Source organism: Vibrio hangzhouensis (assembly GCF_900107935.1).
GTDB classification, from domain to species: domain Bacteria; phylum Pseudomonadota; class Gammaproteobacteria; order Enterobacterales; family Vibrionaceae; genus Vibrio; species Vibrio hangzhouensis.
Map to the genome: position 1 here is coordinate 1 of NZ_FNVG01000023.1, position 26,491 is coordinate 26,491.

The 26,491-nt window shown below is 47.1% G+C and carries 22 protein-coding genes; 12 read left to right on the plus strand and 10 right to left on the minus strand.

Annotated elements, in window-relative coordinates:
- Both C4S60_RS18450 and C4S60_RS18455 read right to left on the minus strand, forming a co-directional pair.
- Positions 1 to 179: alpha/beta hydrolase-fold protein (locus tag C4S60_RS18450; RefSeq protein ID WP_244183142.1), on the minus strand; the 179-nt coding region annotated here is incomplete at its 3' end.
- A 130-nt stretch (positions 180 to 309) separates the two neighbouring features.
- Positions 310 to 1,434, minus strand: coding sequence for an S-(hydroxymethyl)glutathione dehydrogenase/class III alcohol dehydrogenase (locus tag C4S60_RS18455; RefSeq protein ID WP_103881815.1), 1,125 nt, complete (start codon positions 1,432 to 1,434; stop codon positions 310 to 312).
- A gap of 171 nt (positions 1,435 to 1,605) precedes the next feature.
- Here C4S60_RS18455 and C4S60_RS18460 point away from each other — a divergent pair, with 171 nt between their 5' ends.
- Positions 1,606 to 2,490 (plus strand): LysR family transcriptional regulator, encoded by an 885-nt coding sequence (locus tag C4S60_RS18460; protein ID WP_103881816.1) that lies wholly within the window; start codon positions 1,606 to 1,608, stop codon positions 2,488 to 2,490.
- Positions 2,483 to 3,022 (plus strand): tRNA adenosine(34) deaminase TadA, encoded by a 540-nt coding sequence (gene tadA / locus C4S60_RS18465; protein WP_103881817.1) that lies wholly within the window; start codon positions 2,483 to 2,485, stop codon positions 3,020 to 3,022. Before C4S60_RS18460 ends, tadA begins: the two co-directional genes overlap by 8 nt.
- A gap of 52 nt (positions 3,023 to 3,074) precedes the next feature.
- Here the strand turns inward: tadA and C4S60_RS23675 are convergent, their stop codons facing one another.
- A complete protein-coding gene (locus C4S60_RS23675; protein ID WP_167390999.1) occupies positions 3,075 to 3,212 on the minus strand; it encodes a hypothetical protein in 138 nt (45 codons plus the stop codon).
- A gap of 341 nt (positions 3,213 to 3,553) precedes the next feature.
- A complete protein-coding gene (gene mltF, locus C4S60_RS18470) occupies positions 3,554 to 5,128 on the minus strand; it encodes a membrane-bound lytic murein transglycosylase MltF (protein WP_103881818.1) in 1,575 nt (524 codons plus the stop codon).
- 296 nt (positions 5,129 to 5,424) lie between these two features.
- Between mltF and purL the strand changes: the two genes are divergently transcribed.
- Both purL and C4S60_RS18480 read left to right on the plus strand, forming a co-directional pair.
- A complete protein-coding gene (gene purL / locus C4S60_RS18475) occupies positions 5,425 to 9,324 on the plus strand; it encodes a phosphoribosylformylglycinamidine synthase (RefSeq protein ID WP_103881819.1) in 3,900 nt (1,299 codons plus the stop codon).
- A gap of 244 nt (positions 9,325 to 9,568) precedes the next feature.
- Positions 9,569 to 9,811 (plus strand): DUF3622 domain-containing protein, encoded by a 243-nt coding sequence (locus C4S60_RS18480; RefSeq protein WP_103881820.1) that lies wholly within the window; start codon positions 9,569 to 9,571, stop codon positions 9,809 to 9,811.
- A gap of 93 nt (positions 9,812 to 9,904) precedes the next feature.
- On the opposite strand, the gene C4S60_RS18485 is transcribed toward C4S60_RS18480, so the two are convergent.
- From C4S60_RS18485 to tsaA, 3 genes are all read right to left on the minus strand, one after another.
- On the minus strand, positions 9,905 to 10,969 hold the full coding sequence (locus C4S60_RS18485) for a glycosyltransferase family 9 protein (RefSeq protein ID WP_244183141.1): 1,065 nt from the start codon (positions 10,967 to 10,969) through the stop codon (positions 9,905 to 9,907).
- Between the two features lie 232 nt (positions 10,970 to 11,201).
- Positions 11,202 to 12,917, minus strand: coding sequence for a proline--tRNA ligase (locus C4S60_RS18490; protein WP_103881821.1), 1,716 nt, complete (start codon positions 12,915 to 12,917; stop codon positions 11,202 to 11,204).
- A gap of 90 nt (positions 12,918 to 13,007) precedes the next feature.
- A complete protein-coding gene (gene tsaA / locus C4S60_RS18495; RefSeq protein WP_103881822.1) occupies positions 13,008 to 13,706 on the minus strand; it encodes a tRNA (N6-threonylcarbamoyladenosine(37)-N6)-methyltransferase TrmO in 699 nt (232 codons plus the stop codon).
- Positions 13,707 to 14,054: 348 nt separating this feature from the next.
- Here tsaA and C4S60_RS18500 point away from each other — a divergent pair, with 348 nt between their 5' ends.
- A complete protein-coding gene (locus C4S60_RS18500; RefSeq protein ID WP_103881823.1) occupies positions 14,055 to 15,641 on the plus strand; it encodes an AbgT family transporter in 1,587 nt (528 codons plus the stop codon).
- Positions 15,642 to 15,697: 56 nt separating this feature from the next.
- Here the strand turns inward: C4S60_RS18500 and C4S60_RS18505 are convergent, their stop codons facing one another.
- The 3 genes from C4S60_RS18505 to map form a co-directional block, all read right to left on the minus strand.
- Positions 15,698 to 16,081, minus strand: a complete 384-nt coding sequence (locus C4S60_RS18505) for a DUF3461 family protein (protein WP_103881824.1) — start codon at positions 16,079 to 16,081, stop codon at positions 15,698 to 15,700.
- A gap of 180 nt (positions 16,082 to 16,261) precedes the next feature.
- On the minus strand, positions 16,262 to 18,886 hold the full coding sequence (glnD, locus tag C4S60_RS18510; RefSeq protein WP_103881825.1) for a bifunctional uridylyltransferase/uridylyl-removing protein GlnD: 2,625 nt from the start codon (positions 18,884 to 18,886) through the stop codon (positions 16,262 to 16,264).
- 116 nt (positions 18,887 to 19,002) lie between these two features.
- A complete protein-coding gene (gene map / locus C4S60_RS18515; protein WP_103881826.1) occupies positions 19,003 to 19,881 on the minus strand; it encodes a type I methionyl aminopeptidase in 879 nt (292 codons plus the stop codon).
- A gap of 416 nt (positions 19,882 to 20,297) precedes the next feature.
- Here map and rpsB point away from each other — a divergent pair, with 416 nt between their 5' ends.
- From rpsB to ispC, 7 genes are all read left to right on the plus strand, one after another.
- Complete coding sequence (rpsB, locus tag C4S60_RS18520; protein ID WP_006072474.1) at positions 20,298 to 21,029, plus strand: 30S ribosomal protein S2; 732 nt, start codon at positions 20,298 to 20,300, stop codon at positions 21,027 to 21,029.
- Between the two features lie 129 nt (positions 21,030 to 21,158).
- Complete coding sequence (gene tsf / locus C4S60_RS18525) at positions 21,159 to 22,001, plus strand: translation elongation factor Ts (protein WP_103881827.1); 843 nt, start codon at positions 21,159 to 21,161, stop codon at positions 21,999 to 22,001.
- Positions 22,002 to 22,151: 150 nt separating this feature from the next.
- Positions 22,152 to 22,883, plus strand: coding sequence for a UMP kinase (pyrH, locus tag C4S60_RS18530; protein ID WP_103881828.1), 732 nt, complete (start codon positions 22,152 to 22,154; stop codon positions 22,881 to 22,883).
- Between the two features lie 82 nt (positions 22,884 to 22,965).
- Positions 22,966 to 23,523 (plus strand): ribosome recycling factor, encoded by a 558-nt coding sequence (gene frr, locus C4S60_RS18535; protein ID WP_096995333.1) that lies wholly within the window; start codon positions 22,966 to 22,968, stop codon positions 23,521 to 23,523.
- A 94-nt stretch (positions 23,524 to 23,617) separates the two neighbouring features.
- The gene (locus tag C4S60_RS18540) at positions 23,618 to 24,373 is read left to right on the plus strand and encodes an isoprenyl transferase (RefSeq protein WP_103881829.1); all 756 of its coding nucleotides are present in this window, start codon (positions 23,618 to 23,620) and stop codon (positions 24,371 to 24,373) included.
- 12 nt (positions 24,374 to 24,385) lie between these two features.
- Entirely contained in the window at positions 24,386 to 25,228 is an 843-nt protein-coding gene (locus C4S60_RS18545) for a phosphatidate cytidylyltransferase (RefSeq protein WP_103881830.1), read from the plus strand.
- A 60-nt stretch (positions 25,229 to 25,288) separates the two neighbouring features.
- Complete coding sequence (ispC, locus tag C4S60_RS18550; protein WP_103881831.1) at positions 25,289 to 26,488, plus strand: 1-deoxy-D-xylulose-5-phosphate reductoisomerase; 1,200 nt, start codon at positions 25,289 to 25,291, stop codon at positions 26,486 to 26,488.
- Positions 26,489 to 26,491: the final 3 nt, after the last annotated feature.

The window sequence follows — 26,491 nt, forward strand, 5'->3', positions numbered from 1 at the left end:
TCATCGGTGCAGGTTAAGCCTGATAGCCAATAAAGGACGGGCACTGGATTGTCGGCACTTGCCTCTGGTGGCAAGTAAATCGCAAAGCGCATCGAGCAGTTGAGTACATTAGAGCTATGTTGGTATTGCTTGTGCCAGCCACCAAATACTTTGGCTTGGCTTACATTTTCGATTGTCATTTTATATACCTAGAATACACTTTCAGGACCAAGGACCAAGGACCAAGGACCAAGGACCAAGGACCAAGGACCAAGGACCAAGGACCAAGGACCAAGGACCAAGGACCAAGGACCAAGGACCCAGAAACTATCAATAATGAATAACCGAGCGAATGCTTTCACCCTTATGCATCAGTTCAAACGCTTCGTTGATCTCTTCCAGCGGCATGGTGTGCGTGATGAATTCTTGCAAACCAAACTCGCCTGCCATATAGCGTTCAACGATCTCTGGTAGCTCACTGCGACCTTTTACGCCACCAAACGCACTACCACGCCATACACGGCCAGTAACAAGCTGGAATGGACGGGTAGAGATCTCTTGACCGGCACCTGCGACACCAATGATCACCGACTCACCCCAGCCCTTGTGGCAGCACTCAAGTGCCTGACGCATTACGTTGACGTTACCGATACATTCAAATGAGTAGTCGACACCACCGTCGGTCATCTCGATGATCACCTCTTGAATTGGCTTATCGAACTTTTGCGGGTTGATCACATCGGTCGCCCCCAGCTGTTGCGCCAGTTCAAATTTACTTTCGTTGATATCGATACCGATAATGCGGCTGGCACCTGCCATGCGGGCACCGATGATGGCGGAAAGACCAATGCCGCCAAGACCAAAGATGGCAACCGTATCGCCTTTCTCTACCTTCGCCGTGTTCAGTACCGCACCCATGCCAGTTGTGACCCCACAACCAAGTAAGCATACTTCTTCTAAAGGTGCTTCTTTGTTTACTTTAGCCAGAGAAATTTCTGGTAGTACGGTGTACTCAGAAAAGGTTGAACAACCCATGTAGTGATAAATTGGCTGACCGTCTTTATAGAAACGGGTAGTACCATCGGGCATCAGGCCTTTACCTTGAGTCTCACGAACCGCTTGGCAAAGGTTGGTTTTACCTGATTTACAGAACTTACATTCGCCACATTCAGCGGTGTAAAGGGGAATCACGTGATCACCCACTTCTACACTGGTAACACCTTCGCCAACCATCTCGACGATACCACCGCCTTCGTGGCCTAAAATACTAGGGAAAATGCCCTCAGGATCGTCTCCGGACAGTGTGAAGGCATCGGTGTGACAGACTCCGGTTGCCACGATTCGAACCAGAACTTCGCCTGCTTTTGGAAGCATGACATCAACTTCTTCCATTTTCAGCGGTTGATTTGGACCCCAGGCGACGGCTGCACGTGATTTGATAAATTGTTCAGTCATGGTTATTCCTTTCAAAGCAAGGTAACAAAATAAGCTAACGGCTAACTTGAGTAAGACTAGTTCACTTCACACCGTTTGCATCAGATGGAGTCAGTATATTTATTTCTCAAATAATGATAATTGGCGTAATTTGAAATACACTATTACTTATTTGTAATAATGTGGGAAGTCATGGCGAACTGGGAAGGGATCAATGAGTTTGTTGCGGTGGCAGAAACTCAGAGTTTTACTGCTGCAGCTGAAAAATTGTCTACGTCTGTGGCGAATATCAGCCGAAGAGTAAATGCACTGGAGGAAAAGCTTGGCGTTAAGTTGTTCGTGCGAACCACTCGTAAAGTGTCGGTGACAGAGGTGGGGGCCACTTACTATCAGCATTGTAAACCTTTGGTTGATGGTCTGGCGCTAGCCGAACTGGCGATAACACAGTTACAGTCGACACCAAAAGGCAAAATAAAAATGACTGCGCCGGTGACATTTGGTGAGCAGGTGTTGGCACCGTTAATGCACCAGTTTCTTCTGGAGCATCCCCAGATTGAACTGGATCTTATTTTGTCCAATCAAAAGATGAATCTGGTGGAAGAAAACTTCGATCTTGCGGTTCGTTTAGGGCGCTTGGAAGACTCCACTATGATGGCGCGTAAACTGCTGGATCGGCATGTCTTTGTCTGTGCAAGCCCGCAATATATTGAAAAGCATGGAGAACCTTACACTCTGTCAGAACTGAAACGTCATAATTGTTTGCGTGGTTCGACAAAGTACTGGCGTTTTGATGAGAAAGGCGCTGAGCGTCTGATTCATGTGGAAGGGCGTATGCAATGCAACAGTGGTTACGCGCTGGTGGATGCAGCGTTAAAAGGGTTAGGCATTGTGCAGCTTCCCGATTATTATGTGCAGCCTTATTTGGAAGCCGGCGATTTAGTCGAAGTGCTGAAACCCTATCGAGGTGACCGCGAAGGGATTTGGGCTTTGTATCCGCAAAATCGCATGCTTACGTCCAAAGTACGGACATTAATTGACTATTTATCAGAAGCACTGAGTCGAGATAATCATGACTGAAACCACATTGTCCCCACAGTTTAGCGATCAGGATTACCAATACATGCAACGCGCAATGGAGCTTGCTGCGCTCGCGGAGCAAGAAGGGGAAGTGCCAGTTGGAGCGGTGTTGGTTAAAGATGGCCAGGTAATTGCTGAAGGCTGGAATCAGTCCATAGGACATCATGATGCATCAGCACACGCAGAAATGCAGGTGATCCGTAAAGCGGGGCAAATACTTGAAAATTATCGGTTGCTGGATACCACGCTGTACGTCACCTTAGAGCCTTGCCCTATGTGCGCCGGTGCATTGCTGCATAGCCGGGTTAAACGCATAGTGTTTGGTGCTCCGGATCTCAAAGCTGGCGCAGCAGGAACGGTGCTCAACTTATTTGAGAGCCAGGCGTCTTACCATTATGCCGATGTGGAGTCAGGGTTAATGGAGCAAGAATGCCGACATCAATTGCAGTCGTTCTTTAAGCGTCGTCGTAAAGAGATTAAGGCGGCTAAACAGGCCCGGCGTGAAGCCGATGAGAAACATGAGGATTTTTAGCAAACATCTGCTAAGCAGATGCTTGCTGTCTTTGGTTTATGATGTTTCTGGCTTAAGAGTCCAGTAACTGCATAAACGCGCGGTGACGCCAGATAACTTTTTTCTTATTATTGGCGACTTTTCGTTTGCGGCGGTTTGCTGCCACCGTCTTATTAAGGCGTTTAGATTGCTGTCTTCTCCTTGCAAGCATAAAACTACCTCCTATCACTAAAGATAAACCTCTCCGATCTGTATCTATTCACAATATTTGTGTCATAGACTTCCTTATCAATGGACTGAATGTCGGAGTACGAAACGCAATTGCTCTCATCCACTCAAAGAGAGCGATCTCAGCGAGAAAGCTTCGTATCGGGATGAATTGTCATTTGCGCAGAGTTTACAGTAGATACGGACGTACCCACCTGAAGAGATTATCTCGCTGACCCTCGGGTCAACCAACGATCTATCTCAAACTTTAATGTAAGGGCTTGAGACAAAGAATTCAAGTGTGCGAAGTGAGAACAAAATCGCACACTTGAAAAGTTGTGATATTTAACGGCCGGTATTACCACCAACCGCAGGAGGTGCTGAGGGTGCCGCGCTACTGACGCTGCTAGTGGTCGATGATTCCGCACCTGACACAGGGGGGAGTGCTGGTATAACGGTCAGGTCTTCGGTATTGATCTCTTGCTCGGCCTGCGCTGCAATTTGCTTATCAACATGGCCAATGATGCTCTGGTAATAGCGTCGGATGTTTTCAACGTAATTGCGAGCTTCGTCACCGCGCGCATAACCGTAGCGAGTCTGACGGTAGTACTTCTTCTGACGCAGCAAAGGTAATCGATCTTTTACATCCGCCCAGGCATCGGGGTCACCGCCTTGCTGCTTCGTCAGGCGACGAGCATCCATCATGTGACCGAAGCCTACGTTGTAAGAGGCGAGCGCAAACCAGATTTTTTCGTGCTCCGAGATTGAGTCGGGCACTCGGTCGACGATGCGACGTAAGTATTCAACCCCTCCCCGAACGGATTGCTCAGGGTCTAGTCGATTGGTGACTCCAACACTTTTTGCAGTAGGCAGTGTCAGCATCATCATACCCCTTACCCCAGTTGGCGATTTGGCCAGAGGTTTCCAGTGGGATTCCTGGTACGCGAGTGCCGCGATAAGGCGCCAGTCAAATTCGTTCGAGTATTGTTTGAACAGAGGAGACCATTTTGGCAGGGTATCGTCGAGAGCCCGGATGAATGCACGGGTGTCCACATAATCAAAGACACCAATGTGCCCGATGTATTTCTCTTCGAGATTAGCCAGTTCTCCCGTCTGCTTCAGACGTCCAAAGAACTCAATCATCAGGGCATACAGGCTTTCGTCTTCAGACTTACGCATATACCAGGAGATAGGCTGGTCTTCTGTCATTTCGAATGCCAGAGCGAGATCGGGGTAGATGCGCTGAGAGAGCGAAAGTTCTACCGAATCCGCCATGGTGAAATTGAGTAGTCCTTCAGATACTTGTTTTAGCAGATCGTTGACATCCGCATTATCGTCGACGTAGTAGCGAAAATCTGGGTTCTGCTGTGCAACGTGAGTCAGGGTCTTTTCAAAGTGAGAGTCTTTGACAACTGCAAATATCTCTTCGCCTTCGGCTTTATCAAGCAACTGCTCCTGATTGTTCAGCAATTGCTCCAGATTACGGGGGCGCCATTGGCCTTTTTTGTACACCACCTGCTGACTGACGTAGTAGTAGGCCGGGCCAGCCCTGAAGCTACGAATGCGTTCCGGTGACTGACTCAGGCCTGCCGCGATTATGTCGATTTCACCCTTTTGCAATGCCGGGAATAAACTGGCTTGTCGAAAAGCTGGCTTCATCTCCAGTTTTACACCGAGTTCATCAGCAAACTGTCTGGCCAGCTCGTAATCAAGCCCAGTTGGGCCGTCGGGACCAATGTAGTAGGAGAGTTGGTTATTCAGCGTGCCCACTCTGAGAACGCCTCGCTCTTTGATGTTTTCAAGTTCGCTTTTCGGATCGGAATCGATTTGGCATCCGGCCATACCGATAGAAAGTAAGCAAACTGACAGCAACTTAAGCCAGCGCGTATTGAGCCAACAAACGACAGAAAGATTTTGCATTAATTCATATATCTCACAATGTTAGTGCTGCCTTTATACCAAAGCTGGGCTACTTGGCAAAGCAAGATGGCACAAACTACCGAGAGTGGTCACTTTATCACCACCGAAGGGGGAATTTAGGCAAATAGAAAAAAAATGACGAAAACGTTTGCGTTAGCGGTTACGTCACAAAAAAAAATCCTCTATAATACCGCCGCATCAAGGCAGGATAAATTGTTATAAGTTCAGTGTATTAATATAACTGTTTGAATTTATACTAATTTCACCTCAATCAACTGCATAAGAGACCTAAGCACATGAGAATTTTGCGTGGTTCCCCAGCTCTTTCTGAGTTTCGTGTTAACAAGCTACTAGAGCTTTGTCGTGAACTAAACCTACCAGTTACCGGTATTTACGCTGAGTTTGCCCACTTTGCCGACCTAACGGCAGACCTGGATGCGTCTGAAGTTGAAAAATTAGAGAAGTTGCTGACTTACGGTCCAACTATCGAAGAGCACGAGCCAACTGGCACGCTGCTTCTAGTGACACCTCGCCCTGGCACTATCTCGCCTTGGTCTTCTAAATCTACAGATATCGCCAATAACTGTGGTCTGGACAAAGTGACTCGTTTAGAACGTGGCACTGCATATTACGTAGAAACATCAAATGAGCTGACTGAGCTTCAGCTTGTAGAGCTTAAAGCGGTGATCCACGACCGTATGATGGAAGTGGTATTCTCTGACTTCGAATCAGCGGCAGCACTGTTCCAGGTAGCAGAGCCGGCGCCAGTTGCCGACGTAGATCTACTCAATGGTGGTCGTAAAGCTCTAGAAGAAGCGAACGTAACACTAGGTCTTGCACTTGCAGAAGATGAAATTGACTACCTAGTTGAAAGCTTTGTGACTAAGCTGGAGCGCAACCCAACAGACATCGAATTGATGATGTTTGCACAGGCGAACTCTGAGCACTGCCGCCACAAGATTTTCAACGCAGACTGGACAATCGACGGCGTTAAGCAAGACAAGTCGCTGTTCAAGATGATCAAAAACACATTTGAAACGACACCAGACCACGTTCTGTCTGCATACAAAGATAACGCAGCGGTAATGGAAGGCTCTGAAGTAGGTCGTTTCTTCCCAGATCCAAAAACACGTCAATACGGCTACAACCACGAGAAAGCGCACATCCTAATGAAGGTGGAAACACACAACCACCCAACGGCGATTTCTCCATGGCCAGGTGCGTCGACAGGCAGCGGCGGTGAAATCCGTGACGAAGGCGCAACAGGTATCGGCGGTAAGCCAAAAGCAGGTCTTGTAGGCTTTACGACTTCTAACCTTCGCATTCCTGGCTTCGAGCAGCCTTGGGAAACAGACTTTGGTAAGCCTGGTCGTATCGTTAACGCACTGGATATCATGCTAGAAGGTCCACTAGGTGGCGCAGCGTTCAATAACGAATTTGGTCGTCCAAACCTACTTGGTTACTTCCGTACCTACGAAGAGAAGGTAACGTCTCACGCTGGTGAAGAAGTTCGTGGTTACCATAAGCCAATCATGATTGCTGGTGGTATGGGTAACATCCGTGACGAGCACGTTCAGAAGAAAGAGATCCCTGTAGGTGCAAGCCTAATCGTACTTGGTGGTCCTGCAATGAACATCGGTCTTGGTGGCGGTGCAGCTTCTTCTATGGCATCTGGTCAGTCTGCTGAAGACCTAGACTTTGCATCAGTACAGCGTGAAAACCCAGAGATGGAGCGTCGCTGTCAAGAGGTGATCGACCGCTGCTGGCAGCTAGGTGAAGACAACCCAATCGCCTTTATCCATGATGTGGGCGCGGGCGGTATCTCAAACGCACTTCCTGAGCTAGTTGATGATGGTGAGCGCGGTGGTATCTTCCAGCTACGTGACGTACCAAATGATGAACCTGGCATGAGCCCACTTGAGATCTGGTGTAACGAATCTCAAGAACGCTATGTAATGGCGGTAGCGCCAGAGAACATGGAAGCATTCGATGCTATCTGTAAGCGTGAGCGCGCACCTTACGCAGTAGTGGGTGTCGCAACAGAAGAGCGTGAACTGAAACTTGAAGATTCACACTTCGACAACACGCCAATCGATATGCCTATGGATATCCTTCTAGGCAAAACGCCGAAGATGCACCGTGATGCGAAAACACTGAAAGTAGACAGCCCAGCGATCGTTCGCGAAGGTATTGAAATGAACGATGCGGTTGACCGCGTTCTTCGCCTACCAACTGTGGCTGAAAAAACATTCCTAATCACCATCGGTGACCGCACAGTAACGGGCCTTGTTGCTCGCGACCAGATGGTTGGTCCTTGGCAGGTACCGGTGGCAAACTGCGCCGTAACGGCAGCGAGCTATGACACTTACCACGGTGAAGCGATGTCTATGGGTGAGCGCACACCAGTGGCTCTACTAGACTTCGGCGCTTCTGCTCGTCTAGCCGTAGGTGAGTCTCTGACTAACATTGCAGCGACAGACATCGGCGACATTAAGCGCATCAAGCTATCGGCTAACTGGATGTCTCCAGCGGGTCACCCAGGTGAAGACGCGGGTCTTTACGAAGCGGTGAAAGCGGTTGGTGAAGAGCTATGTCCGGCACTGGGTCTGACTATCCCGGTAGGTAAAGACTCAATGTCGATGAAGACTAAGTGGAACGAGAATGGTGAAGACAAAGAAGTGACGTCTCCACTTTCACTGGTTATCACTGCGTTTGGCCGTGTAGAAGATGTTCGTAAGACGGTAACGCCGCAGCTTCGCACAGACAAAGGTGATTCATCACTCGTTCTTGTTGACCTGGGTAACGGTAAGAACCGTCTGGGCGCAACGGCATTGGCACAGGTTTACAAGCAGCTTGGTGATAAGCCAGCAGACGTCGACAATGCAGAGCAGCTAAAAGGCTTCTTCGATGCGATGCAGTCTCTTGTTCGTGATGACAAGCTTGTGGCTTACCACGACAAAGGTGATGGTGGTCTATTTGTAACGCTTGCTGAGATGGCATTTGCCGGTCACTGTGGTGTGAAAGCAGACATTGTTGACCTTGGTGAGGACGCACTAGCGACACTATTTAACGAAGAGCTAGGTGCGGTTGTTCAGGTTAAGAATGACGACCTAGAAGCAGTGAAAGCAGTGCTAGCCGCTAACGGCCTAGAAGCATGTTCTCACGTGATCGGCAGCGTTGAAGCGTCTGATAACTTCGTTATCACTTCAGGTGATGCTGTGGTAATCGAGCGCTCTCGCACTGAACTACGTACTATCTGGGCTGAAACAACACACAAGATGCAGTCTCTGCGTGACAACTCAGCATGTGCAGACCAAGAACACGAAGCGAAGAAAGACAACTCTGACCCAGGTCTGAACGTGAAACTGAGCTTTGACGTCAGCGAAGACGTTGCAGCACCATACATCGCAACCGGCGCTAAGCCTAAGATGGCGATTCTTCGTGAGCAGGGTGTGAACTCTCACGTCGAAATGGCAGCAGCGTTTGACCGTGCTGGCTTTGAAGCAACAGACATTCACATGAGCGACATCCTAACGGGTCAAGCTGTGCTAGAAGAGTACCAAGGTCTTGTGGCTTGTGGCGGCTTCTCTTACGGTGACGTTCTGGGTGCGGGTGAAGGTTGGGCGAAGTCTATTCTGTTCAACGAGCAAGCACGTGACCAGTTCCAGAGCTTCTTCCACCGTGAAGACACCTTCTCGCTGGGTGTATGTAACGGCTGTCAGATGCTATCGAACCTGAAAGAGCTGATCCCTGGTGCAGACCTATGGCCACGCTTCGTTCGTAACGAATCTGAGCGCTTTGAAGCTCGCTTCAGCCTGGTCGAAGTTCAGAAGTCAGACTCTATCTTCTTCGAAGGCATGGAAGGTTCACGTATGCCAATCGCGGTATCTCACGGTGAAGGTCGCGTAGAAGTTCGCGACACTGACCACCTAAACGCAATTGAAGCATCTGGTACGGTAGCGGTACGTTACGTTGATAACAACGGTAACCCAACGCAGCAGTATCCAAATAACCCGAACGGTTCACCGAACGCCATCACAGGTCTAACGACTCGAGACGGTCGTGTGACGATCATGATGCCGCACCCAGAGCGTGTATTCCGTACGGTTGCTAATTCTTGGGCACCTGAGTCTTGGGGTGAAGACAGTGCCTGGATGCGTATGTTCCGCAACGCTCGCGTGAACGTAGGTAAGTAATCTAAGTCAGGTTATTACCTTAAGCGTTATCGCTAAGTGATTAATGAAGTCCTCAGTGGAAACACTGGGGGCTTTTTTTCTATATATTCCAGCAAAATTGTTTAACTTACACCGTGAGGCTACTTTGGGGAGAAAAACTCAGAGCGTCAGCGCTCGATTTGTGTTCTAATACCGCGCTGGCTTAGGGATGGCCAGCATTGCATTGCTGGAATATCCCTTAACAAAGTCTTTAGGAAATGCATAAATGTCTGAAAATAAAAAGTTTACTATCCGTATCACGGAAAAACGTAATGGTTGGGCGGCAGAAATTATTCGTCAGGTGACTGCTCGTAGAACAGCAGTATCAAAGCGTGAGATGGGTTTTGAAAGCGAAGAATTAGCGCAGGCTTGGGCTGAAAAAGAACTGGCGGGTTTTATTGAAAACCAAGCAAAGCGTAATGAGCGCAAAGCCGAAACAAGAAAGGCTAAGGTGACAAAAGAGGATTGATCCTCGATGCCTTTTTGAATTGAAAAGGTATCTTGAAAATATAAAAAAGCCGCGGAGTCTTTCTGCGGCTTTTTCATTTCGGGTAATAAGCACTTAGCTTGGGGACAGTATGAGCTCTAACGGTGCGGCGCCTTTGTCCGTAGCTTCAAAATCGGTAATATTGACAGACCGCTCTCCAATGACGCCGAAGACTTGAGGGCTAGTTTTATTGTAGAGTCCATAGCATCTAACGCCTGCAGCATCAGCTAAGTGCAGAGGGCCAGTATCGCAGCTAATAAAGCCATCGACATTTTTTAGGTAACTTGCCAGAATTCGCATGTTTCGATTCGAGTAGGTCAGGGTGTCCGGATTCAGTGGCGAAGTGATATCAGGGCTCAGAATTTCTAACCAGGTCACGGGTGAATCGGAGCTGAGCTCGAAGCGGTCCAAAATAGATTGCCACGCCTCGTTAGATAATTGTTTTGACCCTCTTGCCCCCCGAAAGTATGCGATTACTTTGTTGGTTCCATTGTAGGTTGCTTTGAATGCTGTTTTTCCTGCGGCCAGTTCTTTGTCATCCAGCTCAATATGATGTGAGATAGGATTCGTCAGGTCATTTCCTAGACAGGAGAGTAGATACAAACAGTTTAACGCGGCGTGCTGGCGGTTATCATTTTTTGTGAAAGTTTGACTATAGGCGATCTGACGATGAGGGTTCGCAGGGCCAACTTTGTTTTTGGCCGATAAGCTGGCAACCATCAAAGAGTCTTCTGCAGAACTGTACGGTGTAACGATTAGGTCAAACACGGTTTTTTTAAGTGTTCTGATGGTATTCCAACAGCGAACTGCACTCGTAAAAGAAAACTGTGAATAAACGATGTCGTTGATGCCCATATTGGCAAATACATCGCCTTGCCATGGTTGACTCAGCATTAGCGTAATGTGTGCGTTTGGATAACTCTCTCTGACCTGACGAACAAACGGTATTAGAAAATACATATTACCAATGCGTTTGTTGTTACGAATGATGAGTATGGATTTCACATCGTCTTTGGGGAGCAACTGGGGATTGTTGTGAGTCGTGTTGTTTGGAATCTTGTACAAAAGAGGTTCTAAGTTTTGCATACCTCTTCTGCGCCACTTATCAAACTGTCTTAAGCGGTTTCTAATAGCTTTCATTCCCTAAATGCCCTGTTTATATTTCTAAATGTTTTTTTACAAAAGTGAATAGTACGAAAATGTCAGGCGAGATGTCTATTGTTGTGTTTGTTATTAGTAGCGCATCACATAAAATACACTCAAACAGTGTGGCTATTTATGGTAGACGTGTTGAATCCGATTTTAGAACCCAGGACGGGACAGAGATCAAAAAAAGGCCGCAAAGCGGCCTTTGTGACAAAGTGGTGAGAAATTAAGCCATTTGAGCTTTAATGTGTGCCACAATATCATCCATTGCAACTGGTGTTTTGTCTCCAGTGCGACGGTTTTTATATTCGAAGTTGCCTTCATCCATGCTGCGGTCACCAATAACCACAGTATGAGGAACACCAACCAGTTCCATGTCAGAGAACATCACACCTGGACGCTCTTTACGATCGTCAAATAGCACTTCGATGCCAGCTGCAGTCAGTTCAGCGTATAGCTTCTCTGCCGCTTCTTTAACGCGCTCAGATTTGTGCATGTTCATTGGCACGATGGCTACTTGGAATGGCGCAATCGCGTCAGGCCAGATGATGCCGTACTTGTCGTTGTTCTGCTCGATAGCCGCTGCTACCACACGAGAAACACCGATACCGTAACAACCCATCTCTAGGATAACGTTCTTACCGTCAGGGCCAAGAACGCCACAGTTCATTTTCTCAGAGTAGTTTTTACCAAGCTGGAAGATGTGACCAACTTCGATACCACGCTTAAGCTGGATAATGCCCTGACCACATGGGCTAGGATCACCTTCAACAACGTTACGTAGATCTTCAACTTTTCCTAACTCTACATCGCGGCCCCAGTTGATGCCAAAGTAGTGCTTGTCATCAACGTTTGCGCCCGCACCGAAGTCGCTCATTACTGCAACAGAGCGATCGACGATAAATGGTAGTTTAAGGCCAACAGGGCCAAGAGAACCGGGGCCAGCACCGATAGCAGCTCGGATCTCTTCTTCTGTCGCCATTTCTAGTGGTGAAGCGATCTCAGCCAGTTTCTCAGCTTTGATTTCGTTAAGCTCGTGGTCACCGCGAATGATAAGACCAACAAGTGGTGCGTCGATCTCTTCAGAGGCTTTCACAAACAAAGTTTTTACTGTCTTTTCGATAGGCAGATTGAACTGCTCAACCAGCTCTGCAATGGTCTTAGCATTTGGTGTATCAACTAGCGTCATCTCTTGCGTCGGCGCTGCTAGCTCTGTTACAGGCGCTAACGCTTCTGCTTTTTCGATGTTGGCTGCGTAGTCAGACTCAGAAGAGAAGGCGATAAGGTCTTCACCGCTTTCTGCCAATACGTGGAACTCGTGTGAACCGTTACCACCAATGGCACCGGTGTCCGCCAGTACTGGACGGTAGTCCAGGCCCATACGATCAAAGGCCTTACAGTAAGCCTCGTGCATCGCTTGGTAAGACTTTTCTAGGCCTTCTTTGTCGATATCGAAGCTATATGCATCCATCATCGAGAATTCACGTGCACGCATAACACCGAAACGAGGGCGGCGTTCATCACGGAACTTAGTTTGAATCTGATATAGGTTCAGTGGAAGTTGCTTATAAGAGTTAACTTCGTTGCGAACAAGGCTAGTGATAACTTCTTCAGCTGTTGGGCTAAGAACAAACGGACGTGTGTGGCGATCAGTGAAGCGAAGTAGTTCCGCACCCATCTTTTCAGATCGGCCTGTTTCTTCCCATAGTTCAAACGGCTGCACTACGGGCATCAAAGTCTCAACTGCACCTGCATTATCGATCTCTTGGCGAACGATGTTTTCGACTTTACGCAGAACACGCAGACCCGTAGGTAGCCAAGTATATAAACCTGAAGCTAGTTTACGAATCATACCTGCACGCAGCATGAGCTGGTGACTTACAACTTCTGCGTCGTTTGGTGTCTCCTTCAGAGTAGAAAGAAGATAGTTACTGGTACGCATTTATGGGTATCCGTTCATTATGTTAATAGAGGATTTGGGTAGAAGACCCAAATCAAGTTAAGCCGCTTATGATATCAGCCAATTCGTTTTCTACAAAGAGTCAATAGAAGTTACCAGGGCTTGTTGGTCGATTATTTTGAATTTTACGTTCCAATCGAAGAGTCTGACGCCGTATTCCTTGTGGTCTGGTTTGCCTTTTTTATAGGCAGGTCGGGGATCTTGTGCCAATACCTGCTCGATAACTTGTTGTCGGTTGACGCCATCTTTGACACGATTCAGTCTCATTTTCGCCTCCGCTGAAAACACCACTTCGATGAGTTCCGGCTCTGCCGATGCGTAACCGCCGCATGCATTGGTGATAGCATCGGAGTAGGGGATATAAGGTTTGATGTCAATGATGGGGGTGCCATCGACCAAATCCACACTACCAACGTCGATATAAACTTGTGAACCATGCTGGCGAATACCTCGGAACTCGACGGCAGACATGCCAATACCATTAGGGCGGAATGTTGCCCTGCTAGCCAGAACTCCCATGCGTTCGTTCCCTCCTAGTCGGGGCGGTCTTACTGTGGGTTTCCATCCAGCTTCCAGATTCTGATCAAATAAGAAAAGCAACCAGAGATGTGAGAACTGGTCGATGCCTCGAACCGCTTCAAGGCAATTTATCTCACCTTGCAGAACGATGGTTGCGGTGGCATTGGGTACTAATCCGGGTTGCCTGGGAACGGCGAACTTTTCTTTATAGGGTGATTGAATAATACCGATGGGGTCCAAAGAGTAGGTCACGAATCTAGTCCTAGTTCACATAAATCAAGATTTATCATTTCAGAAGCACGCTTAGTTTTCAATGTTAAGCTGTTTGAGTTTTTTTTAGCACTAATGACCTGCTCCAGAAAAGAAAAAACACAATCACCTTAAGAATGTTATGGCTTATTTTATATTTTTGTCATTATAATTTATCATGTTTGCCGTAACATGCTGGTTTAAAATTGTGCGTTATTTACATTTTGCAACATTTTGGGCTTTTAATCTTAATCGTGCTCACGTACCCTTCGCCTGCTTTTTATAAAGTTGTCAAAAACTGACGATGGCTTTGTTAAAAATGCTAGGACAAAATAAAAAAGGAGGGGACAGATGAGTTCATCTGCCGCAATTAAACACAACAAACCAAAAAAGCCTCTATTTACCCGTTTCTTAGACGGCGTTGAGTACTTGGGGAACCTATTGCCCCACCCAATCACACTATTTGCTATTTTCTGTGTCGCTATTCTGGTCATGTCAGGCATTGCTGGTTACTTTGAAGTAGCCGTTGCCGATCCTCGTCCTGAAGGCGCTGCTGGTCGTGCTGCTGATGGCATGATTAGCGTTGTAAGTCTGCTTAATGCAGAAGGCCTACAACTCATAGTGACCAACCTAGTGAAGAACTTCACTGGATTCGCGCCATTAGGTACTGTTCTTGTTGCCATGCTCGGTGTTGCCATTGCTGAGCATTCTGGCATGCTGTCAGCCGCCATGCGTGGTTTGGTCATGGGTGCATCTCAGCGCATGGTCACCGTGACGGTTGTATTTGCAGGTATTATCTCAAACACTGCTTCTGAGTTGGGTTACGTTGTACTTATCCCGCTGGCAGCAATGCTATTCCACTCTTTGGGACGCCACCCTCTAGCCGGTCTGGCTGCGGCGTTTGCTGGTGTTTCGGGCGGTTACTCTGCCAACCTGCTGATTGGTACGGTTGATCCCCTGCTTTCTGGTATTACCGAAACGGCAGCACAAATGATCGATCCTAATTATACTGTGGGTCCAGAAGTCAACTGGTACTTCATGTTTGTTTCCACCTTCTTCATCGCCATTACAGGTGCATTTGTTACCGAGAAAATTGTTGAGCCGAAACTGGGCAAATACAACGATGAAGAAGCGGCGGAAGATCTGTCCAACGACAGCATGGGTTCACTAACAGCGGTTGAGAAGAAAGGCCTTAAAATGGCGGGTATCGCGGTACTTGTTGTGAGCGCGATTATCGCTTCAACGGTGGTACCTGAGAACGGGGTACTTCGCACCGCTGACGGTCAGATTGCTGGTTCGCCATTCCTAAAGAGTATTGTTGCGTTCATTTTCGTGTTCTTTGCGATTCCTGGCTTTGTATACGGCAAAGTCACTGGTTCCATGAAGAACGATCGTGACGTCATTGATGCCATGTCTAAATCGATGTCTTCAATGGGTATGTACATTGTATTGGTATTCTTCGCAGCTCAGTTCGTTGCTTTCTTTAAGTGGACTAACTTTGGTCAAGTCTTTGCGGTAGCTGGCGCGGACTTTCTACAGACGATCGGTCTAACGGGGCCTGCTCTGTTCTTCGCTTTCATTCTGATGTGTGGTTTCATCAACCTGATGATTGGCTCGGCTTCGGCACAATGGGCAGTAACAGCCCCTATCTTTGTTCCAATGCTTATGCTGGTTGGTTACGCTCCTGAGACAATTCAGGCGGCTTATCGTATCGGTGATTCAACAACCAACATCATCACGCCTATGATGAGCTACTTTGGCCTGATTCTGGCGGTGGCAACACGCTATATGAAGAATCTAGGTATCGGGACGCTAATTGCAACTATGTTGCCGTACTCAATCTGTTTCTTGGTAGGTTGGAGTCTGCTGTTCTATATCTGGGTATTCTTACTAGGTCTACCGGTAGGCCCGGGTGCAGCGACGTATTACACGCCATAAGCGCGCAATTAAAAAAGCTCCCAAAGGGAGCTTTTTTTTGAGACGAAGAGCCAATTCTACTTTAGTTTCTCTAGATCGGCTTCAATCTCTGCAATTTTACTGGAGACGACTTTCTCTAGATGACGAAGATCGGACAAAATTTTCTGTTTCACATCAACATCGGTGACAACTTCATGTTTCGTCAGGCGATTCAACTCATCAATCACCAGAGTTAGGTTACGGTTGATTTCTGTGACTTCTTTGTAGTCACCACTACTGCTATCTACTCGAACATTCTTCACTTGCCTTGGGTATTTGAACTTCACGCTCTTTGCAAATAGCTCCCCCTTTTGCTTGTGAAAATAGATCTTTAACACATCCTTGTGCGCTTCTTGTCGTAATGAATAACGCTCAATTTGTTTAGGGTCATGGATGCCTAAACCAGTGAGGTTTGGATACATAAATTACCTCTTATGTTGTGTGTTTCTTCTACAACTGTAGCAGGCAATGAACATGGTAGATAGTTGATATTTAGACCAATAACGGAGATTTGTGGAGGAGATCGCTTTATTTGCGAACTCCTCATGTGGGTTGGGCTAGTGCTGGGAATTTGGCTGGTTTTTAATGCTGCCTATGTGCAGTTAACTAGCTAATTGCTCTGAGATGGTATCGTGAAGTTTCTGCTTAAGCAGTACTTGTTCATCTTCAGACAGTCGCCCACCATTTGCACTGGTCAGAATGAATAAGTCCTCTGCTCGCTCACCAATGGTGGTGATTTTCGCAGCATGTAAGTTAATACCCAACTCAGTAAACGTAGCGCCAACTTTCGCCAGCAGGCCCGGGGCATCCAATGCGACAAGCTCCATGAGAGTGCGCTTTTTACCCTTTGTTGGCAGGAAGTCAACTTGCGTCTTGACGTTGAAGTGCTTGAGATTTCTAGGTGCCCGGCGGGTTTTGATTTTTGTCAGCTTGCCATCTTCCAGTACATGCACTAAGTGCTTAATTACTGCGGAATGACGGCTTACATCGATCGCGTCACTGTTCTGATCCAGTACCATAAACGTGTCGAGAACATAGCCGTCTTTGCTGGTCATGATCTGTGCATCGTGAACGTTAAAATTGCGTCGGTCCAATTCGGCAACTACGGTAGCAAAGAGGGCGGGCTGGTCTTTGCTGTATACAAAGACTTCGGTGCCACCTCGTGTAGCGTGTTTACTCATCAAAACCAGAGGTTTAGTAGGATCTTCGAGTCTGAGAATATGCTCACTATGCCAGGCTATCTGTTTATGAGTGTGCCTCAGGAAGTAATCCGCTTTAAATCGTTGCCAAAGCACTTCAATTTCTCGGGCAACAAAACCTTGCTTTCTAAGAAGAGCGGAAGCCAGTTGCTGATTGTGACGAATGCGATCACGCACATCAACAGGGTTTTCCAATCCTCTGCGGAGTACTCGCTGCGTAGAATAGAAAAGTTCAGCAAGCAAAGTTCGCTTCCAACTATTCCATAGCTCTGGATTGGTTGCACAGATGTCAGCCACGGTAAGGCAGACCAGATACTCGAGGTATTCTTCATCACGTACTTTCTTAGCGAATTCGATGATGACATCGGGATCGTAGATATCCCGTCGCTGTGCCGTAACCGACATAAGTAGGTGATTTTGTACTAACCAGGATACCAGTTTTGCTTCGGGTTTTGACAAGCCGTGTTCGATACAAAAATCAAATGCCTCAACTGCACCAATGTCTGAGTGATCGCCGCCGCGTCCTTTGCCAATGTCATGAAAAATAGCAGCAAGAATGAGCAGCTCCTTTTTTTGCATGCGCGGGTAGACTTCACAGCAAATAGGGTGCCTCGAGTAACTCTCTTCGAGACTGAAGGTGTGAATGTGGTTGAGAAGACGAACACTATGCTCATCAACGGTATATACATGGAACAGGTCAAACTGCATCTGACCGACAATCTGGCTCCATTGAGGCAGATAAGCAGCCATTACCCCCAATTTATGCATCAGACGAAAAGCGCGATGCAGTGCATTGGGATGACGCACCAAATCCATAAATTTCTCTCTGGCTGCCGGGATAGTATGCAGGAATTTGTTCAATCTGCGTCGGGCGGTTCTCAACTGACGCAGTGTCGCCGGACTGACACCTTCGATGCTCGAATCGTTGGCAATATGGATGAACATATCTAGGATGGTCTCAGGTCGGGCTTGGAACAGGGCGGGTTTTCGGGCCTCGATCAATTTGCCACGACGTTGAAAATCGTCATCGATGATGACAGCATCTACAATCTTGCCTTTGTTGATAATGGCTTGATCGAACAGTTTTAGCAGCATTTTGTTGAGTTCGGCAACGCGACGAAGCGTTCGATAAAACTCTTTCATCATCATCTCAACCGCGATGTTGCCTTCACCTACAAAGCCTAAGTTCTCCGCGACCTGCGCCTGATGAGCGAACATAAGACGATTGTCGTAACGTCTGAGTTCAATGTGTAATGCAAACCGCACTCGCCATAAAAAATTCTGGCATTCGACCAGCTCGCGATACTCGGCATCGGTTAAAAAGCCAAAGCGACTCATTTCGTACAGAGAGGTTGCGCCAAAATGACTGCGAGCGACCCAACTGAGGGTATGAATGTCTCTGAGTCCACCCGGTGTGGATTTTATATCCGGTTCAAGGTTATAAGTGGTATCGTGATATTTTGCATGGCGGGCGCGTTGTTCTTCAATCTTTGCACGATAGAAATCTTCTGACGGCCAGAAGTCGGCGGAATCAATGTGGCTTTTAAGTTGTGAGAAGGTATCTTCGCTGCCGCAGAGCAGTCGAGCTTCCTGTAGGTTGGTAGCCACCGTTAGATCGGCTTTGCCTATTTCGACACATTCATCCACCGTACGGACAGCATGCCCGACCTCCAGGCGAAGATCCCAGAGCAAGGTGATAAACTCACTGATGGTCGTTTCCAGACTCGAAGGGAGTTTTTTACGTGACACGACCAGAATATCAATGTCTGACAGAGGGTGAAGTTCTCCTCGTCCATATCCGCCCACTGCCACCAAAGACAGTGTAGTTTGATTTGCAAGGCCGGTGTGACGCCACAAACGCTGAAGAAGTTGATCGATATAGTCTGAACGACCCAACACCAAATCAGTAATAGGGTGATGATTTAAAAATTCTTGCTTCTGATGATTAGCAAAGGCTTCGAGTTGGGTTTTGAGCTCGCTGATGGTCAGTTGATCATCACTGAGCGTGTTTGGGTTTTGAAAGGTCATGAGTGCAATCCGTGCAAGCAAAAAAGAGTCTCTGACAATGGTTATACCAAAATGGAGCGGATAAAAAAATATCCCCAGTTATTGGGGATATTTTTTTATCACGAAGTAATCAGAGATTACTGGTTATTCATATGGCGTGGAATGGATTCCTCGCTGCGCAGGGTAAGCACTTCACAACCCGTTTTGGTTACCACGATAGTGTGCTCCCACTGAGCCGAGTTTTTACCGTCGCCAGTGTACACCGTCCAGTCGTCTTCAGCGTCGATGCTGCAGCCAAACTTACCAGCGTTAATCATTGGTTCGATAGTGAACACCATGCCTTCTTTTAACACGCGGCGGTCATTGTTCTTGTAATGAACCACTTGCGGTTCTTCGTGGAATTCAGAACCGATGCCGTGGCCACAAAAGTCCTTGACGATAGAGAACTTGTTTCGAGGGTTCTTTTTGTTATTGGCTTTGATGAACTTCTCGATTTCGGTACCGATAGCACCCACAGTAGACCCTGGCTTTACTGTTTTCATGCCCAGGTAAAGGGCTTCCTGAGCGACCATGCAAAGGCGCTTGTCTGCTGGGGAAACCTCACCGACAAGAAACATTTTAGAGGTATCGCCATGATAGCCTTCTGGACGCGTATCCAGTGAGGCGTTTTCGTCGTTTGGAATGATGACGGTAACATCGACATTGACGATATCACCGTTCTTCAATACTGCAGGTTTCAACTTACCAGTTGTTCCCATGGCGTCTTGTTCTGCCGGGATACCGTGACAAACGATATGGTTGATTGATGTGCAGATTGACTTTGGATAACCGTGATAATCCAGCGGTGCAGAGTATGCGCCTTTTTCACGAGTATATTCAGCACAAATTCTATCGAGCTCCTCAGTCGTGACCCCTTCTTTTACATGAGGTTCGATCATTTCTAAAAGCTCTGCTGCAAGCTTGCCTGCGATACGCATTCTTTCAATTTCAGCTTCAGTTTTGATTTTGATAGACATCTGTGTTCTCTACTTTCTAAGTTGACGCGTTATTCTAACAGTGGCGAGATTAAGCGCAACAAGAATAATACTCGTTTATCACCCCACAAAAGAGAGGGTGAGCCCTTGAACTTACGTGCTGTTCACAAATTATACGTTACTCATTTTAGTCGAGATTAACGTGATTCTGTTTCTGGACTTGCTCGCGCTTTGTACATTTGTTGCGATTTTTGTGGAAATTGATAGGGGAAATATGGTATAAAGCGCGCCGGAAACAGGACTTAGTTTCTTCGAATCGGCGAGCTCGCTTTTGTTTCCATTAACTTTAATTTAAATCACACACATTTCGTCACATGTTCCGGGGTGCTTGAGTAATCATTCATACCAAGTCGGATTCATGGGAAATGTGGAGGCCTAACCCCATAGAGGAATTTAAAATGGCAACTGTATCAATGCGCGATATGCTAAAAGCTGGTGTTCACTTCGGTCACCAGACTCGTTACTGGAACCCAAAAATGAAGCCATTCATCTTTGGTGCTCGTAACCGCGTTCATATCATCAACCTAGAAAAAACTGTACCAATGTTCAACGATGCACTAGCTGAGCTAGCTAAAATCGGTGAGAAGAAAGGTAAAGTTCTTTTCGTTGGTACTAAGCGCGCTGCATCTGAAGCTGTTAAAGAAGCTGCAATCAACGCTGACCAGTTCTACGTGAACAACCGTTGGTTGGGCGGTATGCTAACGAACTACAAAACTGTTCGTCAGTCTATCAAGCGTCTAAAAGATTTCGAAGCACAAGCTCAAGACGGTACTTTCGAGAAACTAACTAAGAAAGAAGCTCTAATGCGCACTCGCGAAATGGAGAAGCTAGAGAAGTCTCTTGGTGGTATCAAGAACATGGGCGGCCTACCAGACGCTCTATTCGTAATCGACGCTGATCACGAGCACATCGCTGTTAAAGAAGCAAACAACCTAGGTATCCCAGTATTTGCTGTTGTTGATACTAACTCTAACCCAGACGGCGTTGACTACGTTATCCCAGGTAACGACGACGCAATCCGTGCAGTACAGCTTTACCTAAACGCTGCTGCAGACGCGGTTAAAGAAGGTCGCAACAAAGACGTTGCAGCTGTAGCTGACAAAGACGGTTTCGTAGAAGAAGCTGAATAATAGCGGCTCGAAGTCACACTTAGTTTCGAAGACATCTAGTCTTCATATAAACTAAGTTATAGTTAGCATCAGGGGCCGAATGAGAGCCCCTGATTTTTACCCTAATCAGAATCAACTGAGGAATAGAGAATGGCTGTTACTGCTGCTCTAGTTAAAGAACTGCGCGACCGCACTGGCGCAGGCATGATGGAATGTAAGAAAGCGCTTGTTGAAACTAACGGCGACATCGAACTAGCAATCGAAAACATGCGTAAGTCTGGCGCTGCTAAAGCTGCTAAAAAAGCAGGTAACATCGCTGCTGAAGGCGCGATCATCATCAAAGAAGAGAACGGCGTTGCTGCTCTTCTTGAAGTTAACTGCCAAACTGACTTCGTTGCTAAAGACGCAAACTTCACAGCTTTCGCTGAGAAAGTAGCTGCTGACGCACTAGCAACTAAAGCAACTGCTGAAGAGCTAGTTGCTAAGTTCGAAGAAGAGCGTGTTACTCTTGTTGCTAAGATTGGTGAGAACATCAACATCCGTCGCGTACAATACGTTGAAGGCGCAGCTATCGCTACTTACCGTCACGGTGAGAAGATTGGTGTTGTTGTTGCTGGTGAAGGCGACGCTGAAACTCTTAAGCACGTTGCAATGCACGTTGCTGCTTCTCGTCCAGAGTTCGTTAACCCAGAAGACGTACCTGCAGACGTAGTTGAGAAAGAGAAAGCTGTTCAAGTTGAAATCGCTATGAACGAAGGTAAGCCTGCTGAGATCGCTGAGAAGATGGTTGTTGGCCGTATGAAGAAATTCACTGGCGAAATCTCTCTAACTGGTCAAGCGTTCGTAATGGAGCCAAAGAAAACTGTTGGCGAAATCCTAAAAGAGCGTGGCGCATCAGTAGCTACTTTTGTACGTCTAGAAGTTGGTGAAGGCATCGACAAAGGCGAGCAAATGAGCTTCGCTGACGAAGTAGCAGCAGCTCAGAAAGGTTAATCCTTGATGACTTGTTAACGAAAAGACCGTGGCCTTGGCTACGGTCTTTTTACGACTAGGCTATGTGTCATTTTTTAGCCGTCATGAGTTGGGATTAGACTAGTCTTAACCCATGACCGTTAATCGATAACTCTTTGGAAGGTATACTCCATGACAACGAACCCGAAACCAGCTTATCAACGTATTCTGTTAAAACTTAGTGGTGAAGCGCTGCAAGGCGAAGAAGGCTTTGGTATCGATCCAAAAATTCTGGATCGCATGGCACAAGAGGTGAAAGAACTGGTTGAACTGGGTGTTCAAGTTGGTGTAGTAATTGGCGGTGGTAACTTGTTCCGTGGTGCAGGTCTTGCAGAAGCCGGCATGAACCGCGTAGTGGGTGACCATATGGGTATGTTGGCTACCGTAATGAATGGTCTGGCAATGCGTGATGCATTGCACCGTGCATACGTGAATGCTCGTGTGATGTCAGCGATCCCTCTGAAAGGAGTATGTGACGACTACAACTGGGCTGATGCGATTCGTGAGCTTCGTCAGGGCCGCGTTGTAATCTTCTCAGCGGGTACGGGCAATCCATTCTTCACAACCGATTCAGCAGCGTGTCTGCGTGGTATTGAAATCGAAGCTGACGTTGTACTGAAAGCGACCAAAGTTGATGGTGTATTTACTGCAGACCCAGTGGCTAACCCAGATGCAGAATTATGTGATAAGCTCTCTTACAGCGCAGTTCTGGATAAAGAACTGAAAGTAATGGACCTGGCTGCATTCACATTGGCACGAGACCACAAAATGCCAATTCGTGTATTTAACATGAACAAACCAGGTGCACTTCGTCGAGTTGTGATGGGTGAAGCAGAAGGCACACTTATCAGCGACGCAGAATAAGAGTAAACTCTTAACCAAAATTATCGAAGGACACAGCTCGGGAGCAACGCGGCTCTCGGGTGAATACTATTAAGGTGATATTGTGATTAACGAAATCAAACAAGACGCTCAAGAGCGCATGGCTAAAAGTGTTGAAGCACTGAAAAACAACCTTTCTAAAGTGCGTACAGGTCGTGCACACCCAAGTTTGCTACAAGGTCTTTCTGTTGAGTACTACGGTGCACCAACACCTCTGAACCAGGTTGCGAACGTAATTGCGGAAGATGCTCGTACTCTTGCAATCACGGTATTTGATAAAGAGTTGGCTCCAAAAGTAGAAAAAGCGATCCTGACCTCTGATCTGGGTTTGAACCCAATGTCAGCTGGCACAGTGATTCGTGTTCCACTTCCACCACTAACCGAAGAACGTCGTAAAGATCTAGTGAAGATTGTTCGTGGTGAAGCTGAAGGTGGCCGTGTGGCTATCCGTAACATCCGTCGTGATGCGAACGGTGAACTAAAAGCGCTACTGAAAGATAAAGAGATCTCGGAAGACGAAGATCGTAAAGCTCAAGATGAAATCCAAAAGCTAACAGACGCTGCAGTTAAAAATGTAGACGAGTTGCTAGCTGCGAAAGAAAAAGAGTTGATGGAAGTCTAAGATTTCACCGATCAGCTCTTGATTAGGCGCTGTGCTGACAGCACAGCGTTTTTTTATGCTACTCTGTCACTCCCATTGATAACACAACTCTTTTATGCAGAATTCAGACACCTTCAACGACTCCCTACCGAAACACATCGCTATCATTATGGATGGCAACGGCCGCTGGGCTAAGTCTAAGGGAAAGCCGCGCGTTTTTGGGCATAAAAAAGGGGTATCTGCTGTTCGAAAAACGATTTCTGCTGCAGCAAGATTGAAAATCCAAGCCGTAACTTTGTTCGCGTTCAGCAGCGAAAACTGGCGACGTCCAGAGGATGAAGTCGGATTGTTGATGGAATTATTTGTTACCGTCTTATCGAACGAAATAAAAAAACTGCACAAGAACAACCTAAGATTGCGAATCATTGGAGATAAGTCACGCTTCAACGACAGACTGCAACGGAAAATCGCCGAAGCCGAAAAGCTAACAGAGAATAATACCGGCACGGTTATCAACGTGGCTGCCAATTATGGTGGCAAGTGGGATATTCTTCAGGCAACTAAACAGCTTGCGAAATTGGTTGAGCAAGGTGAGATTAAAGCAGATGAAATTACGGAAGAAATGATTGGCCGCTATGTGACTATGTCGGATCTACCGGATGTTGACCTGTTGATTCGAACCAGCGGTGAGTGTCGAATCAGCAACTTTATGCTGTGGCAGATGGCCTATGCTGAAATGTACTTTATGGACGAGTATTGGCCAGAATTTGATGAAGACAGTCTGGTTAAAGCAATCACTTGGTTTGTGAATCGCGAACGACGCTTCGGGTGTACCGGAGAGCAAGTCAAAGCGTTGATGGAAGCCAATTAAGGACGATTTAATTTGAAACAACGAATTATTACCGCCCTGATACTAGCGCCGCTGGTGGTTTGGGGTATTTTTTCACTGCCATTAACTTGGTTCCTTGGTTTTGTAACCGGTATTACCTTGATTGGCACGTGGGAGTGGACGCAGTTCACTCTGGATCGCTCAAGGATGTTGGCTATGATCCCGCCGGTGGTGGTTATCGCGGGCTCTTTGTTTGCGATTCCCTCAGATGTACTTTCTCTTAATCAGGTCGATACGTCTCACTTGGTACTATTGGGTATCGGATTTAGCTGGTGGTTAATTGCCAGTTGTCTTGCCATGACGTATCCAAAATCTTCTTCCCTTTGGGAGCACTCCAATGTGCTTCGTCATTTATTCGGGATATTAACCTTGTTGCCATTTCTATGGAGCATTGTGATTCTGAGAGGGCAAGGTTATTACCTGGATCCCTATTACGGCTCTAAGCTAGTGTTGTTTGTCTGCCTGATAGTGTGGGCAGCAGACAGCGGCGCCTATTTTGCTGGCAAAAGCTTTGGTAAACGGAAAATGGCACCCAATGTCAGTCCAAACAAAACCATTGAAGGCTTGATTGGCGGTATTATCGCAGCTCTTGTTGTGGCCTGGGGCAGTTCGGTGATGTTTGATATTCAGTTTACGAGCTACGTCAGCATGGCTATTATTACTTTAGCTACCGTTGTGATTTCCGTGTTGGGCGATCTGGTGGAAAGCATGTTCAAACGTGTGTCGAAGATTAAAGACAGCAGTAACATCATTCCTGGCCATGGAGGTGTGTTGGACCGAGTGGATAGTCTGACAGCCGCTTTTCCTGTATTTGCTCTTCTTTATCTCATTTTCTAATTTTCGTTAACGAGAGAGTGGCGAACACTCTCTCGTTGATTAATAAGCGGTTGTAATAGCATGCAAAATCTGACCATTCTAGGCGCTACTGGTTCTATTGGTGCAAGCACCCTCAAAGTTGTCGCTGAAAATCCCTCACTGTTTACGATTCATGCATTAGTTGGTGGTAAGAATGTCCAAAAAATGGCTGAACTCTGTATCCGCTGGCAACCCAAGTTCGCGGTACTGAACGAAGAAGTCGATGCCCGACGACTACAGCAGCAATTGCCGCTTGGCTGCAAAACAGAAGTGCTGTTTGGTCAAGACGCCATGTGTGCGGTGTCGGCCTCTCCAAAGGTTGATTTGGTGATGGCGGCGATCGTTGGTGCTGCCGGTCTGTTACCAACATTAGCGGCGGTGAAGGCTGGTAAACGTGTACTGCTCGCCAATAAAGAAGCCTTGGTGATGTCTGGCCAGCTTTTTATGGATGCCGTCTCAGAGTCAGGTGCAGAACTGCTTCCAGTGGACAGTGAACACAATGCCATATTTCAATGTCTGCCTGCCCATATTCAAACCAGTTTGGGGCACTGTCAGCTGGCGGAAGCCGGAATAAACCATATTCTCCTTACCGGGTCGGGTGGTCCGTTCCGATATACTGATGTTTCAGAGCTTGCTTCGGTTACGCCCGCGCAGGCGATTGCACACCCGAACTGGTCAATGGGACCAAAAATCTCCGTTGATTCGGCCACAATGATGAATAAAGGGCTAGAGTTCATTGAGGCTCGCTGGTTATTTAACACTTCGCGAGAGCAGCTTAAGGTCATCATTCATCCACAGTCCGTTATCCACTCTATGGTGCAGTACAATGATGGCTCGGTGATTGCTCAAATGGGACTGCCGGATATGGCCACGCCTATTGCTTATTCTATGTCTTACCCTGGTCGTATACCTGCCGGGGTCGAGCCTCTGGATTTCACCAAGCTCAGTGAGCTGACTTTCCTAGAGCCGGATTACAGTCGTTATCCATGTTTGGCTCTGGCGATTGAAGCTTGTTTTGAGGGGCAGCATGCGACAACGGCCATTAATGCCGCTAACGAAATTGCCGTAGAGGCTTTCCTAACGGAAAAAATCCGCTTTACTGATATTAGTGCAGTAAATGAGCGAGTTATGTCGAAAGTGTGTTCGGCAAATGAATTTAAACAATTAGATAACTTGGAAAGTATTCTGGAGCTAGATAGAATGGCTCGAAACTATGCACTCGAAATAGTGCGCTCGATTTAGCGA

What these genes read in the sequence shown, in the direction of transcription:
- C4S60_RS18460 (WP_103881816.1), top strand. Translation starts at nt 1,606, where the DNA reads ATGGCGAACTGGGAAGGGATCAATGAGTTTGTTGCGGTGGCAGAAACT.
- C4S60_RS18505 (WP_103881824.1), bottom strand. Translation starts at nt 16,081, where the DNA reads ATGTATCCAAACCTCACTGGTTTAGGCATCCATGACCCTAAACAAATT.
- C4S60_RS18500 (WP_103881823.1), top strand. Translation starts at nt 14,055, where the DNA reads ATGAGTTCATCTGCCGCAATTAAACACAACAAACCAAAAAAGCCTCTA.
- C4S60_RS18490 (WP_103881821.1), bottom strand. Translation starts at nt 12,917, where the DNA reads ATGCGTACCAGTAACTATCTTCTTTCTACTCTGAAGGAGACACCAAAC.
- rpsB (WP_006072474.1), top strand. Translation starts at nt 20,298, where the DNA reads ATGGCAACTGTATCAATGCGCGATATGCTAAAAGCTGGTGTTCACTTC.
- C4S60_RS18485 (WP_244183141.1), bottom strand. Translation starts at nt 10,969, where the DNA reads ATGAAAGCTATTAGAAACCGCTTAAGACAGTTTGATAAGTGGCGCAGA.
- tsf (WP_103881827.1), top strand. Translation starts at nt 21,159, where the DNA reads ATGGCTGTTACTGCTGCTCTAGTTAAAGAACTGCGCGACCGCACTGGC.
- glnD (WP_103881825.1), bottom strand. Translation starts at nt 18,886, where the DNA reads ATGACCTTTCAAAACCCAAACACGCTCAGTGATGATCAACTGACCATC.
- C4S60_RS18480 (WP_103881820.1), top strand. Translation starts at nt 9,569, where the DNA reads ATGTCTGAAAATAAAAAGTTTACTATCCGTATCACGGAAAAACGTAAT.
- pyrH (WP_103881828.1), top strand. Translation starts at nt 22,152, where the DNA reads ATGACAACGAACCCGAAACCAGCTTATCAACGTATTCTGTTAAAACTT.
- C4S60_RS18455 (WP_103881815.1), bottom strand. Translation starts at nt 1,434, where the DNA reads ATGACTGAACAATTTATCAAATCACGTGCAGCCGTCGCCTGGGGTCCA.
- map (WP_103881826.1), bottom strand. Translation starts at nt 19,881, where the DNA reads ATGTCTATCAAAATCAAAACTGAAGCTGAAATTGAAAGAATGCGTATC.
- tadA (WP_103881817.1), top strand. Translation starts at nt 2,483, where the DNA reads ATGACTGAAACCACATTGTCCCCACAGTTTAGCGATCAGGATTACCAA.
- ispC (WP_103881831.1), top strand. Translation starts at nt 25,289, where the DNA reads ATGCAAAATCTGACCATTCTAGGCGCTACTGGTTCTATTGGTGCAAGC.
- C4S60_RS18540 (WP_103881829.1), top strand. Translation starts at nt 23,618, where the DNA reads ATGCAGAATTCAGACACCTTCAACGACTCCCTACCGAAACACATCGCT.
- purL (WP_103881819.1), top strand. Translation starts at nt 5,425, where the DNA reads ATGAGAATTTTGCGTGGTTCCCCAGCTCTTTCTGAGTTTCGTGTTAAC.
- C4S60_RS23675 (WP_167390999.1), bottom strand. Translation starts at nt 3,212, where the DNA reads ATGCTTGCAAGGAGAAGACAGCAATCTAAACGCCTTAATAAGACGGTG.
- mltF (WP_103881818.1), bottom strand. Translation starts at nt 5,128, where the DNA reads ATGCAAAATCTTTCTGTCGTTTGTTGGCTCAATACGCGCTGGCTTAAG.